Source organism: Microbacterium psychrotolerans (genome assembly GCF_031085295.1).
Taxonomy (GTDB): Bacteria; Actinomycetota; Actinomycetes; order Actinomycetales; family Microbacteriaceae; genus Microbacterium; species Microbacterium psychrotolerans.
In genome coordinates this window covers 178,310-191,030 of sequence record NZ_JAVFWO010000005.1, presented here as the reverse complement: position 1 = coordinate 191,030, position 12,721 = coordinate 178,310, and the positions used below count along the sequence as shown (strand labels likewise).

12 protein-coding genes are annotated in these 12,721 nt (G+C 70.6%); 3 read left to right on the top strand and 9 right to left on the bottom strand.

Annotation, left to right across the window (positions count from 1 at the left end; all coding sequences use genetic code 11):
• Positions 1-121: 121 nt before the first annotated feature.
• Positions 122-511, bottom strand: coding sequence for a 50S ribosomal protein L7/L12 (gene rplL / locus Q9R08_RS16750; RefSeq protein WP_159842404.1), 390 nt, complete (start codon positions 509-511; stop codon positions 122-124).
• A gap of 44 nt (positions 512-555) precedes the next feature.
• Positions 556-1,071: a 50S ribosomal protein L10 gene (gene rplJ, locus Q9R08_RS16745; protein ID WP_308869281.1), complete on the bottom strand. Its 516-nt coding sequence runs from the start codon at positions 1,069-1,071 to the stop codon at positions 556-558.
• Positions 1,072-1,478: 407 nt separating this feature from the next.
• Here rplJ and fdhA point away from each other — a divergent pair, with 407 nt between their 5' ends.
• Together fdhA and Q9R08_RS16735 are read left to right on the top strand one after the other, a co-directional pair.
• The gene (gene fdhA, locus Q9R08_RS16740; protein WP_308869280.1) at positions 1,479-2,699 is read left to right on the top strand and encodes a formaldehyde dehydrogenase, glutathione-independent; all 1,221 of its coding nucleotides are present in this window, start codon (positions 1,479-1,481) and stop codon (positions 2,697-2,699) included.
• A 60-nt stretch (positions 2,700-2,759) separates the two neighbouring features.
• Positions 2,760-3,158 (top strand): GlcG/HbpS family heme-binding protein, encoded by a 399-nt coding sequence (locus Q9R08_RS16735; RefSeq protein WP_308869279.1) that lies wholly within the window; start codon positions 2,760-2,762, stop codon positions 3,156-3,158.
• A 73-nt stretch (positions 3,159-3,231) separates the two neighbouring features.
• On the opposite strand, the gene Q9R08_RS16730 is transcribed toward Q9R08_RS16735, so the two are convergent.
• Positions 3,232-3,867, bottom strand: a complete 636-nt coding sequence (locus Q9R08_RS16730; protein WP_308869278.1) for a VOC family protein — start codon at positions 3,865-3,867, stop codon at positions 3,232-3,234.
• A gap of 139 nt (positions 3,868-4,006) precedes the next feature.
• On the opposite strand from Q9R08_RS16730, the gene Q9R08_RS16725 reads away from it, so the two are divergent.
• Positions 4,007-4,714: a YqaJ viral recombinase family protein gene (locus Q9R08_RS16725; RefSeq protein ID WP_308869277.1), complete on the top strand. Its 708-nt coding sequence runs from the start codon at positions 4,007-4,009 to the stop codon at positions 4,712-4,714.
• Between the two features lie 30 nt (positions 4,715-4,744).
• On the opposite strand, the gene Q9R08_RS16720 is transcribed toward Q9R08_RS16725, so the two are convergent.
• From Q9R08_RS16720 to Q9R08_RS16695, 6 genes are all read right to left on the bottom strand, one after another.
• The gene (locus tag Q9R08_RS16720; RefSeq protein ID WP_308869276.1) at positions 4,745-5,251 is read right to left on the bottom strand and encodes a 2'-5' RNA ligase family protein; all 507 of its coding nucleotides are present in this window, start codon (positions 5,249-5,251) and stop codon (positions 4,745-4,747) included.
• A gap of 46 nt (positions 5,252-5,297) precedes the next feature.
• On the bottom strand, positions 5,298-7,223 hold the full coding sequence (locus Q9R08_RS16715; protein ID WP_308869275.1) for a dipeptide ABC transporter ATP-binding protein: 1,926 nt from the start codon (positions 7,221-7,223) through the stop codon (positions 5,298-5,300).
• Positions 7,220-8,053: an ABC transporter permease gene (locus tag Q9R08_RS16710; protein ID WP_308869274.1), complete on the bottom strand. Its 834-nt coding sequence runs from the start codon at positions 8,051-8,053 to the stop codon at positions 7,220-7,222. Before Q9R08_RS16710 ends, Q9R08_RS16715 begins: the two co-directional genes overlap by 4 nt.
• 75 nt (positions 8,054-8,128) lie before the next feature.
• Positions 8,129-9,085, bottom strand: coding sequence for an ABC transporter permease (locus Q9R08_RS16705; RefSeq protein ID WP_308869273.1), 957 nt, complete (start codon positions 9,083-9,085; stop codon positions 8,129-8,131).
• Between the two features lie 66 nt (positions 9,086-9,151).
• On the bottom strand, positions 9,152-10,816 hold the full coding sequence (locus Q9R08_RS16700; RefSeq protein ID WP_308869272.1) for an ABC transporter substrate-binding protein: 1,665 nt from the start codon (positions 10,814-10,816) through the stop codon (positions 9,152-9,154).
• A 64-nt stretch (positions 10,817-10,880) separates the two neighbouring features.
• Entirely contained in the window at positions 10,881-12,629 is a 1,749-nt protein-coding gene (locus Q9R08_RS16695) for an amidohydrolase (RefSeq protein WP_418001370.1), read from the bottom strand.
• Positions 12,630-12,721 lie beyond the last annotated feature (92 nt).

Genomic DNA, 12,721 nt, shown 5'->3' with positions numbered 1-12,721 from the left:
TGAGATCAAACCGTGAGAAAGGGATTTCGCAGGTCGAGGTGTGGGGGCGGCGGGCTGCGCAGCCCGGACATGACGAAAGCCCCGGATGCAGAGCATCCGGGGCTTTCGTGAAGGAACGAGATTACTTGAGGGTAACCGTCGCGCCGGCCTCTTCGAGAGCGGCCTTCGCCTTGTCGGCGGTCTCCTTGTTGGCGCCCTCGAGGACGGCCTTGGGAGCACCGTCGACGACGGCCTTCGCCTCACCGAGGCCGAGCGAGGTGAGCTCGCGGACGACCTTGATGACCTGGATCTTCTTGTCGCCGGCGGCCTCGAGGACGACGTCGAACGAGTCCTTCTCCTCGACCTCATCGGCGGGGGCACCACCGGCGGGAGCGCCGGCAGCAGCCACGGCCACGGGGGCGGCGGCGGTGACGTCGAAGGTCTCCTCGAACGCCTTGACGAACTCGCTGAGCTCGATGAGCGTGAGCTCCTTGAACGCGTCGAGCAGCTCCTCAGTGCTGAGCTTTGCCATGATGTTTCTCCTTGATAGTGGTTTTGCTACGCCGAGGCCCGATGTCAGGCCGCGGACTCCTGCTTCTCGCGCAGCGCGTCGACCGTGCGAACGGCCTTCGACGGAAGCGCAGTGAAGACGTATGCCGCCTTGGTCAACGAGGCCTTCATCGCACCGGCGAGCTTCGCCAGCAGGACTTCACGGCTCTCGAGGTCGGCGAGCTTGTTGACCTCGTCAGCGCTCAGGGGGTTTCCGTCGAAGAAACCGCCCTTGATCACGAGAAGAGGGTGTGCCTTGGCGAAGGCACGAAGACCCTTCGCGACGGAGACCGGGTCACCGTGCACGAACGCGATGGCCGACGGACCCTTGAGGTCGTCGTTCAGCGACGTGATCCCCGCGTTGTTCGCGGCGATCTTGGTCAGCGTGTTCTTCACCACGGCGTACTCCGCGTCCTGACGGATGCTGTTACGCAGCTCCTTGAGCTGTGCAACCGTCAGACCGCGGTACTCGGTCAGCAGAACGGCGGTCGAGTCCTCGAAGTTCTTCGTGAGCTCGGCGACCGATGCTTCCTTCTGCGCCATGGCCACTCCTTGTGTGTACGAGACGCTCCGCGGTGGCGGGGCGCCGGCCGGAGGCATCCGCTCATCTTCTCGTCACGGCAACAAAAAAGCTCCGGCGCAAGCGCACGGAGCGGGATTCCTGAATCCAGGAGAATCGTTCGTGACACCTGCGCGGGCCTCTGCGATGCAGTGCTTCGATCTTCGTGACGCTTGCGCGCACGTCGATGACCGGCGGTCTTCGGCTCCAACCAGGGTACGCGATGGCACGGTCCTCGCAAAATCGGCGCCCGCCGTCGGTCATGTCGCCCCTCTCCCGCGCGCTGCGGCGAGCGGCCCCGTTGCGCAGGGCGCCGCCCGGGTACAGGCTCGGATGAGAGCCAGCACGACCGAGTCGCGCGGCGATGCGCCGCGCGACGGAGAGGACGAAGATGTCCGGCAACAGGGCGGTCGCCTACAAGCGCCCCGGCGAGGTCGAGGTCATGGACACGGATTACCCCACGTTCGAGCTGAAGGACGGGCCGGGCGTCAACCCTGCGAACGTCGGCAGGCAGGTGCCGCACGGCGCCATCCTCAAGACCGTGAGCACGAACATCTGCGGTTCGGACCAGCACATGGTGCGCGGACGCACGACGGCGCCCGCAGGTCTCGTGCTCGGCCACGAGATCACCGGCGAGGTGGTCGAGGTCGGCCCCGACGTCGAGTTCGTCAAGGTCGGTGACATCGTCTCGGTGCCGTTCAACATCGCGTGCGGCCGCTGCCGCAACTGCAAGGAGGGCAAGACCGGCATCTGCCTCAACGTCAACCCCGACCGGCCCGGGAGCGCTTACGGCTACGTCGACATGGGCGGCTGGGTGGGCGGCCAGGCGGAGTACGTGCTCGTCCCGTACGCCGACTGGAATCTGCTGGTCTTCCCCGACCGCGACCAGGCTCTCGAGAAGATCCTCGATCTGACGATGCTCTCCGACATCTTCCCCACCGGGTTCCACGGCGCGTACACCGCCGGCGTCGGCCCGGGATCGACCGTCTACATCGCGGGCGCCGGCCCCGTCGGCCTCGCCGCCGCTGTGGGCGCGCAGCTGCTCGGCGCGGCGGTGGTCATCGTGGGCGACCTGAACGAGGACCGCCTCGCACGGGCACGCTCGTTCGGCTGCGAGACCGTCGACGTGTCGGCAGGCGACCCGAAGGATCAGATCGAGCAGATCCTCGGCGTACCCGAGGTCGACAGCGGCGTCGACGCCGTCGGGTTCGAAGCGCGCGGACACGGAGCGGATGCGTCGCACGAAGCACCGGCGACCGTTCTCAACTCGCTGATGGACCTGACCGCGGCGGGCGGCGCGCTCGGCATCCCGGGTCTGTACGTGACCGGCGACCCCGGCGGGATCGACGAGGCCGCGAAAGTCGGGTCGCTGTCGCTGCGGCTCGGACTCGGCTGGGCGAAGTCCCTCTCCTTCACCACCGGGCAGTGCCCCGTCATGAAGTACAACCGGCAGCTGATGATGGCGATCCTCCACGACAAGGTGCAGATCGCCGACGCCGTGGGTGCCACCGCCATCGGGCTCGAGGACGCCCCACGGGGGTATGCCGACTTCGACCAGGGCGCGGCGAAGAAGTACGTGCTGAATCCGAACGGGTACATCAAGACCGCCTGACGGCGGAGATCTCGGATGCCGCGGCCGCGACATCCGCCAGTCACACGAAAGGGAACCCCCATGTCCGTCACCCTCGAAGACGCCCGTCGCATCATCGCCGCCGCAGAGAAGCGCGCCGACGAGATCGGGCAGCCCATGAACATCGCCGTGGTCGACGCGGGAGGCAATCTCGTCGCCCACGTCCGTCAGGACGGCGCATGGATCGGCAGCGTCAACATCTCGATCAACAAGGCCTGGACGTCGCGGGCGTTCGACATCGAGACGAAGGCGCTCGGCGAGAACTCGCAGCCGACGCAGCAGTTCTATGGCATCCACGCCACCAACGGTGGCAAGGTCGCGATCTTCGCAGGCGGCGTACCGCTCTCCCGGGACGGCGCCGTCGTGGGCGCGGTGGGCGTCAGCGGCGGCTCTGGCGACCAGGACCAGACCGTCGCGGAGGCCGGCGCCGCCGCCTTCTGACGCAGGGCGCCACGCCTTCTGACGGACGACGCCTCCGCGCGTGGCGGACGTCGCTGCGGCCGACGCGCCCCCGCTACTCGCGCCAGGGGCAGAGGTCGACCTTGTGCCCGTCGGCGTCCGCCACGGTCCACCACTCGGGCGCGTGGGAGTCGTCGACGATCACCCCGCCGGCGGCGAGCGCGGCCTCGAGGCGCTTCTCGATCACGTCGCGTGGCGCGTTGACGTCGAGGTGGGACCTGCCGCGCAGCGGCTTGTCGACAGGCTGGAACCAGATCAGCGGCCCGCGTCCGTCGGCGTCGAACAGAACGCCGTCGCGCACCTCCCGAAACCCCGTCGCCGCCTTCCAGAACGCCAGCGCGGCGCGAGGATCCGGCGTGGCCACGGCGAGCATGAGGTCCTGCATCCGCTCCGTCTCGGCGCGGATGTCGAGCTCGCTCGCCGCCCGGGAGATCTGCGCGGCGAGCGCGGCATCCTTCGCTGTCAGGCCGCCCGCCGAGTGGGTGAGCAGCCGCACGCGCACGGTGGCGTAGCGCACGTCGACGTCGGGGTGATGGTCGGCCGCCTCGGCGAGGTCGGCGATCGCCGCGAACAGCTGTGCGCCTGCCGCGAAGCTCCCGGTGCGGAAGAGAGCGAAGGCGCCGGTGACTCGGGGACGCCAGTCCTCGACACCCGGGAATGCGCGGAATTCGTCTGACGTGATGGTGCTCATGATCCCGAGGATGCCACCGCCCGCGCCGATCGCAACCCCTCTTGCACAACGGATGCCGCGACCGTGCTTGCGGGACGCACCCCTCGCCGCGGGTGCGTCGCAGGCGGCGGATGTCGGGTCGGCGGCGTAGCCTCGAAGGGTGAACCCCGAGCACGCCGCCGCACGCCCCTCGGCGCTTGCGGCGCATGCACCGGACGTCGCCGCCCGCATCGTCGCGGACTCGCGCGACCGGGTCGCCTGGGTGCGCGCGCGGTCGCGCGGCATCACCGCGACCGACGTCGCGACCCTCACCTCCGACCGTGCCATCGGCCGTGCCGCCGACGCCAAGCTGCTCGGCTCGGGCTTCTCGGGCAACGCCTACACGGCGCACGGGCGCGCTCGCGAGCCCGAGATCGCCGGGTGGGTCGCCGCGACCCACGGCATCCAGCCGTCGTCGGCTCTGTTCCACGCCGTCGTCGAGAAGCGGCACCTGGCGACGCCCGACGGGATCGCCGTCGACGCCTCGGGGCGCATCACGCTCGCCGAGATCAAGACGACCAACAAGGCGTGGCGCAGCATCCCGCGCTCCTACCTCCGCCAGGTGTGGTGGCAGCAGCACGTGCTCGGCGCCGAACGCACGCTGGTGGCGTGGGAGCAGCACGACGGCTTCGTGCCCGTGGGCGACGAGCCGCGCTGCGCGTGGGTCGATCGCGACGAGGCCGAGATCGCGAAGCTCGTCCGCCTCGCCACTGCCCTCATCGACGAGCTCTACCTGCGCACGACGCGCTCTCGACAGCAGGCACAGCGGATGCCGCAGCCGCCGGCCGCGCCGCGCGAGCCGTTCCGCGCGCTCGCCCTCGCCGACTGACCCGGCCGCCGTGCCGGCTCGGCCGGCGCCTCATCGGATCGTGGTCACGCTCCGTGCCTCGGCGTCCCACACGCGGGCGCCTGTCGCCTGCCCGACGATGTTCGGCGCCTTCACCAACCGCATCGCCGTCGCCAGTCGCGCAGCGGTGAGCCCCCGCGCGAGAGTGATGTGCGGTGTCCACCGGTCGGTGCCGGTGTTCGAGTACCGCGGCTCGGGCCGGCCGGCGATCTCTGCGACGGCGCGGTGGACCGCCAGGAGCTGCGCGCTCACGACGACGTGCCGTGCGAGGACGTACCGGTCCCGGTGGCCGAGGAGCACGACTCCTGCGAGCTCCAGGGTGACGGGGAGCAGGTCTGCGACACCGGCGAACGCCGACGGATCGAGCCGGTCCCGTACGGCGAGCGTCATGTGCGGGCGGTTGCTCGGCGCCGGGTTGCGTCCCGAGCTCGGCAGATCTGCCCCCAGCAGCCGATCCCAGTCGTCCCGGACCGCGCGGTCGAGCTCGGCATCCGGAATCAGTTCGACACTGAACACCACTCCATGATCCTCGCGCCGACCGAGCCGCGCGACGAAGACCCGGCGCTCACCGCGCCTGTCCCGACGCCTCGACCTTCGCCGCCTCCACCGACACGGCTTCCGCATCGTCATCGGCGACCTCGTCAGGGCCGGGGACATCGATGCCGGTATCCTCGACCTCCGCGCCCGCCTGCTCCGGATCCCAGCCTGGCTTCGGCACGGAGTCGATGAGCAGCCGGGTGTACGCGTGCTGCGGGTCGGCGAGCAGCTCGGCGGTGCGTCCGCGCTCGACGATCCCGCCGCGGCGCATCACGACGGTCTCGTCGCACACCCGGCGCACGACCGCCAGGTCGTGGCTGATGAACAGCACAGTGAGTCCACGCTCACGCCGGATGCGGTCGACGAGATCGAGCACCTGCGCCTGCACGGAGACGTCGAGCGCACTCGTCGCCTCGTCCATCACCAGCACGTCCGGCTCGATCGCGAGGGCGCGCGCAATGGCGACGCGCTGCCGCTGCCCGCCCGAGAGCGTGCGGGGCCGCGCCGCGGCGTGCGTCTCCCCCAGGCCCACCTGCGCGAGCAGGTCCCGTACGCGCGTGCGCGACTCGGACGCGCTGAGCCGTCGCTCGCTGCCCGCGCCGCCGTGCAGGCGCAGGGCGTCCTCGATCGCGCGGCCGGCCGTGATGCGCGGATCCAGCGACAGGTAGGGGTCCTGGAACACCATCTGCACGCTGCGCGCGTGCGCCAGCCGCCGCCGGCGGCCCCGAGGAACCTCGGTGCGTGCCTGTCCGTCGATGCGGATCTCGCCGCTGTCGGCGCTCTCGAGGCCCACGATCAGGCGGGCCAGCGTCGACTTGCCCGAGCCTGACTCCCCCACCACACCGAGTGCCCCACCGCGCGGCACGGCGATCGAGGCGTCGATCACGGCGCGCACCGGATCCTTCCCCCGACGGTGATAGGTCTTCGCGATGCCGACCGCCTCGAGCATCGGCACGTTCACCGAGGGTCGGGTCGGAGCGGATGCGTCACCGCGGGCATCGGCACCATCGCCCTGCGCAGATTCGGAGCTTTTCGCCGACACGCCGGTGAGCAGATGCTGGAGGTCCGCCTGTCGAGCAGAGTCTCCGACCCTGTGCCCGGTCGGCGTCGGCGGGCTCGCGAAGAGCGTGGGCGTCGCAGCGACGAGGCGACGTGTGTACTCCGCCCGCGGGTCGCGCAGCACGTCATGCGCCCGCCCCTGCTCGATGACGTGTCCACCGCTCATCACGTAGACGCGGTCGCACAGCGAGGCGGCCAGGTTGAGGTCGTGCGTGATGAACAGCATGCCCATGCCCCGGCGTGCGCGCTGCTCGCTGAGCACCCCGATGATCTCCGCCTGCGTCGTGACGTCGAGCGCCGTCGTGGGCTCGTCGCACACCAGCAGTCGCGGCGACGTCGTGAGCGCACCGGCGATCATGACGCGCTGCAGCATGCCGCCTGAGAACTCGTGCGGATACTGACGCAGGTGCTCCTCGGGGCGGGGCAGGCGCACGGCGGTGAGCAATTCGACGGCGCGGGCTCTCGCGGCATCCGTCGACCATCCCTCGGCCAGTCGCAGCGCCTCGGTCAGGTGATCGCCGATCGTGCGCATCGGGTTGATGCCCGCGCGCGGGTCCTGGAAGATCATAGCGGCGCCGTGACGGCGCAGTCCGCGCAGTTCGGAGGGGGTGGCGCCCAGCACGTTCGCTTCTCCGATCACGACCTCCCCCGCGGTGACAGCGCGGGCGGGAAGAAGGCCCAGCACCGTCCGAGCGGTGAGCGATTTACCGGAGCCGGACTCACCGACGAGTCCGACCGTCTCACCGGCCGCGACCGAGAGCGAGATGCCGTGGAGCAGCCGGGTGCCGTCGGCAAGGTCGAGGGTGAGATCACGGATGCCGAGCAGGGCATCGCCGTGCGCCGGCACCTGCCGGGCACCGGCGGCCGGTTCGACGACGGAAGAGCGTGCGTTCATGCGGGGATCTCCCCTCCGATGCGGTCGGAGACCTCTTCCCCGATGATGTTGACCGCCACGACCACCACGACGACGGCGACCGCCGGGACGATCGCCGGGAGGAGGTGTCCCCCGATGAGGCCGGCCTGCGCCTCGTTGATCATCGCGCCCCAGTCAGCGGTCGGCGGTTGCACGCCGAGCCCGAGGAACGACAGCGCCGCGAGCTCCGCCAGGACGTAGCCGAAGTTCAGCGTCGACTGGGCGCCGACGATCGGTGTGACATTCGGCAGCACACGGCGCAGTGCGATCCAGGGTCCGGAGAACCCCTGCACGCGATACGCCGCCACGTACGGCCGGGTCCGCTCGGCCGCGACGAGCGACCGCGTCAGACGTGCGACGAACGGCGCGTAGGCGATGCTCATGGCGATGACCGGCGCCACCAGTCCCTTGCCGAACAGCGCCACGGCCATGATGGCGATGAGCAGTGACGGGAAGGCGAAGAGCACGTCGAACACTCGGCCGAGCGCGGCATCGATCCAGCCGCCGCGCCAGCCCGCGAGCAGGCCGAGAAGGATGCCGAGCACGGTCGACGCGATGACCACCAGCAGTGGGCCGAGCAGCGCCGTGCGCGCCCCGTAGACGAGGCGGCTGAGAGTGTCGCGCCCCAGGCTGTCGGTGCCGAGCCAGTGCGCGGCGCTCGGCCCGGCGTTGACCGCGGCGAAGTCGACGGCGTCGGGGTCGTAGGGGGCGAGGAACGGCGCGAAGATCGCGGCCAGCGTCATCGCGGCGACGACCGCCAGCGCGATCGCGAGCGTGAGGCCGGCGCGCGGCCTGCGCGGCGCGCAGCACACCGACCGCGAGGGTGGCGGGGCTCGTGCGCGCGGACGGTGCGCTCGGCGCATCAGCGGGCGAAGGGATCGTGGAGGTCATCGGGCACCGGCTCCAGCAGCGGATCGGGGGTCGATCCAGGGTTCGAGGACGTCGATCACGGCGTTCACGAGCACGAACGCGGTGACGACGAGGAGGACGATCGCCTGCACGACCGGGAAATCGAGGCGGTCGACCGACTGCACCAGCAGCGAGCCGATGCCGGCGAGGCCGAAGGCTGCCTCGACGATGGAGCTCGACACGAGAAGGCCGGCCACCAGCATCCCGCTCACCGTCAGAATCGGTGCGACGGCGTTGCGGAAGACGTGGCGACGCACCACGGTGCCGCGTCTGATGCCGCGGCTGATCGCCACCTCGACGTGCTCGCGGCCGAGCTGGTCGATCATCGACGAGCGGGTCACCTTGCCCACGAGCACCACGAACACGATCGCAAGCGCGATGGACGGCAGAACCAGGTGGTACACCGTGTCCCACAAGCCGTCCCCCGACCCGAACGACGGGAACCAGCCGAGCTGCACCGCGAACACCGCGATGAGCACGATCGAGCCGACGAACGAGGGCACGGCACCCAGCACGGTGAGTCCGATGAGGATCGAGCGGTCGGCGATGCGCCCGCGCGAGAGTGCGGCCAGGGCGCCCGCGGTGAGCCCGACGACCGCGATCATCGTCCCCGCCATCACGACGAGCCCGAGCGTGACCGGCAGGCGCTCGCCGAGCACGACCGTCACGTCCTGCCGGTACTGCAGGGAGCGGCCGAGATCGCCGTGCAGGAGGCCCGCCACCCACGTCAGGTACTGCTGCCACGGCGGCAGGTCGAGTCCGTACTGCGCGGTGATCTGCGCCACCGCCTCGGGGCTCGGCTTGCGACCCCGCAGGAGGAACGCGACGGGGTCACCCGGCACCAGGAATCGCGAGAAGAAGACGAGGACGGATGCCAGGAACAGCGTGAGCAGCAGACCGCCGAGCTTGCCGGCGATCCGGCGGACGGCGGTCACGGGGCGACCTCCTGTGCGAACGCGGCCGGACGGGGCCTGGCACTCCGCGCCGGATGCCCGCTCAGCTCACCGCGAGCCAATGGTCGCCGCCCACGGGTAGTACAGGAACGCCACCGACGGCGCGACGCCCGTCACGCGCTCGCCCAGGAACACCGTCATCGGTCCCTCGAACAGCGGCAGCCAGGGCAGCTGCGCGTTGGCGATGCGCTGCGCCTGAGCCGTGACCTCGCTGCGCTGCGCCGGGTCGTCGATCGCCACCGCCTCCTCGACCAGGGCGTCGAAGTCGGGATCGCTCCAGCCGCCGTAGTTGCTGAACTCGCCGGTGCGCAGCACGCCGTACATCTCGAGCGGATCGGGGCTCGACAGGTACCACGAGGTGTAGAAGAGATCGACGCCGTCACGCGCGGTCGGGTCGGAGAACAGGGCGGTGTACGCGCTCGGGCTGACGGTCTGGATCGTCGCCTTCAGCCCGATCGCCTGCGCGGCGGCCGCCGCGCCCTGCGAGATCACGGCGAAGTCGTTGCCGAGCGGTGCCGTTGCGATGACGATCTCCTCGCCCGCCGCACCCGCGTCGTCGATCAGTTTCTTCGCCCCCTCGAGGTCGTACGGATACTCCGCGAGCCCGTCGAACGCCTCGTCCAGCGCCGCTTCGCTGGCGCCCACCCACACCGACTCGGTGGTGAGTGCGTTGGTGACCTCGCCGTAGCCCTGGGCTGCGGCATCCAGGATCCCCTGCCGGTCCATCGCCATGAGCAGCGCCTCGCGCACCCGCTCGTCGCCGAGCGGGCCCTCGAGATCGCTCACGATCAGGCTGCCGACCGCGGTGTTGAGGCCGAAGTAGACCTCGCCTCTGCCGGAGCCCCGCAGCTGCGCGATCGCGTCGGGCGGGATCATCCAGCCGCCGTCCACCTCACCGGACTTCAGAGCGTTGACGCGGGCGTTGGGATCGGTCATGAAGAGGATCTCGACCTCGCCGGACCGGGCGCGCAGCGACTCGTCCCAGTAGTCGTCGTACCGCGTCAGCGTCACCGACTCGCCCGACGTCCAGGCCGTCAGCGCGAACGGCCCGGTGCAGTTCACCAGGCCGGTGGAGTTGCCGTAGTCCGCGCCCTTCTCAGCCAGCGTCGCGGCCGACTCGACGACTCCTGCCGAGCCGCCCATCGCGAGGTTGAACTGCGAGTCGGGTCGCGTCATCGTGACAGTGACCTGGCGCTCGCCGGTCTGCTCGATCCCGGCGACGTTCTGGTACACCGAGTACCACGACGAGCCGACCTCCGGGTCGAGGTGACGGCCCATCGAGGTCACGACGTCGGCGGCCGTGAGCAGCGTGCCGTCGTGGAAGGTGACCCCGTCGCGGATCGTGTACACCCAGGTGTCGGGCGTCGGGTGCTCGAACGACTCGGCGAGGCCGGGCGAGAGGGTGTAGTCGGGGTTGAGGCGCAGCAGCGACTCGCACACGTTCGAGAGCACCTGGTTGTCGGCGTAGTCGAAGGCGTACGCATAGTCGAGCGAATAGGGCTCGGAATAGCTCACCCACGTGAACGAGTCGATGTCGCCGGACGGCTCTGCCGTCTGAGCCGTGAGCTCCCAGTCGGGCGCTGCGGTCGCATCGGGCCCGGCCTCGCCCGGGGTGCACCCCGACAGGACGAGCACGCCGACGAGACCGGTTGCTCCGAGAGCGCCGAGTCGGTGGACGGAGGATCGACGGGCGGTTCGTCGAGTGGGGATCATGGTGCTCCTGGGGTTCAGACGGCGGTGTCGGGTGGAGAAGGGTTTCGGTGGGGCGCTCGCCACGTCAGCCGCGGCTCGGCACGCGGGCCCCGGCGACGGGCGGCCCGGCGACGGGCGCTGCGGCGGCGGGCCGGCGGAGGTCGGAGCCCTCCGACGCTGGAGCGGTCGGCGAGGGGGTGGTGACGACACTCGGCGCGTCCTCGCGGGCGTAGACCCGCTCGCCGTCGATCCAGGTCGAGGCGACCTGGCACGCGTAGAGCTCCTCGGCAGGGACCGCGAACGGGTCGGGGTCGACGACGACCAGGTTCGCCAGGTAGCCGGCGCGCAGGTAGCCGGTGTCGTGGTCGCGGTGATTCACGTAGGCCGTTCCCGACGTGTACGCGGCGAGCGCGGTGGCGAGATCCAGCCGCTGGTGCTCGCCGCCCAGCGGCTCGGCATCCGACAGCGGAGCGACCCGATTGACGGCGATGTGCACACCGGCCAGCGGATCGGCACTGGAGACGGGCCAGTCGCTGCCGCCGGCGAGGCGCGCGCCGGCGCGCTGCAGATCACCGAACGGGTACTGACGGGAAGCCGCCGACTCGGCGAGGAACGGCAGAGTCAGTTCGTCCATCTGGTCTTCGTGGCACGCCCACAGCGGCTGCATGTTCGCCACCGCCCCGACAGCTGCGAAGCGCGGGACATCGGCCTCGTCGATGACCTGGATGTGGGCGAGGTGGTGGCGCCCGTCGGTGTCGCCGTTGGCTGCGGCCGCCGCCTCGACCGCATCGAGCGCCTCGCGAACGGCGCGGTCGCCGAGGGCGTGGAAGTGCAGCTGGAAGCCGGCGGCGTCAGCCGCGATGGCGTACTCGGTGAGCTTCTCGGCGGGGATGAACGACAGCCCGCGATTGTCGGTGTCGTGCCCGTGAGCGTCGCGATACGGCTCCAGCATGGCCGCCGTGTGATTCTCGGCGACGCCGTCCACCATGAACTTGATGGAGGTGAGCGAGAACCGGAGCCCGCGGCCGAGCTCCGCGATCTCGTCGCGCAGGCGGATCATGTCGTCGAGCTGCTCGATGCCGTCGGCCCGCTCCCACCACTGCGCCCCCACGACATGCGCCTTGAGGGTGCCCTCGGCGAGTGCGCGGCGGTACGACGCGAGTCCGCCGGCGATACCGGGGAAGTTGCCGACGAGCGCGTCCTGCCATCCGGTGATGCCCTGCGCGAGCAGGTCACGCTGCGCACGCAGCAGTCCGGCGTATGCGAGGTCCTCCGAGACCCTGGGCCGCACGGTCGCGAAGAGGTCCGACGCTCCCTCGTGGAAGGTGCCGGCCGGGAACCCGTCCGCCTCGCGCTCGATTCGCCCGTCGGCGGGGTCGGCGGTCGCGGCATCCGCTCCGGCGAGGCGGATGGCCGCGGTGTTGGCCCACGACGAATGGTGGTCGCGGCTGGCGAGCAGCACGGGGCGGTCGGGCACGATGGCGTCGAGCGCACCCCGCAGCGGTGCGCCGCCCGGAAAGTGATCCATCGACCAGCCGCCGCCCACGATCCATTCCGCATCGGGATTCTCCGCGGCGTAGCGGGCGATCGTCGCGAGGGCGTCCGCGGCGTTCTCGGAGCCGGTGAGGTTGCACTGCAGCAGTTCGACGCCTCCCGACATCGGGTGGATGTGCGCGTCCTGGAAGCCCGGCGCGAGCAGTGCGCCGGCGAGGTCGACGACCTCGGTGTCAGGACCGATCAGGGCGGATGCCGCCTGCTCGCCGCACACCGCGGCGATGCGGCCGCCGCGCACTGCGACGGCAAGACCTGTCAGCGCCTCACGACTGCCCGCCATCACGAGGTCGGAGCTGAACAGCGCGCCTCCGGTGAACACGGTGTCTGCGAACGGCGTCTGTGCGTCGTCGGGAACGGCAGCGGCCACGAGAC

Excerpts from the sequence above, each read along its gene's own strand:
- rplL (WP_159842404.1), bottom strand. The coding sequence starts at position 511 with ATGGCAAAGCTCAGCACTGAGGAGCTGCTCGACGCGTTCAAGGAGCTC.
- rplJ (WP_308869281.1), bottom strand. The coding sequence starts at position 1,071 with ATGGCGCAGAAGGAAGCATCGGTCGCCGAGCTCACGAAGAACTTCGAG.
- fdhA (WP_308869280.1), top strand. The coding sequence starts at position 1,479 with ATGTCCGGCAACAGGGCGGTCGCCTACAAGCGCCCCGGCGAGGTCGAG.
- Q9R08_RS16735 (WP_308869279.1), top strand. The coding sequence starts at position 2,760 with ATGTCCGTCACCCTCGAAGACGCCCGTCGCATCATCGCCGCCGCAGAG.
- Q9R08_RS16730 (WP_308869278.1), bottom strand. The coding sequence starts at position 3,867 with ATGAGCACCATCACGTCAGACGAATTCCGCGCATTCCCGGGTGTCGAG.
- Q9R08_RS16715 (WP_308869275.1), bottom strand. The coding sequence starts at position 7,223 with ATGAACGCACGCTCTTCCGTCGTCGAACCGGCCGCCGGTGCCCGGCAG.
- Q9R08_RS16700 (WP_308869272.1), bottom strand. The coding sequence starts at position 10,816 with ATGATCCCCACTCGACGAACCGCCCGTCGATCCTCCGTCCACCGACTC.
- Q9R08_RS16695 (WP_418001370.1), bottom strand. The coding sequence starts at position 12,629 with ATGGCGGGCAGTCGTGAGGCGCTGACAGGTCTTGCCGTCGCAGTGCGC.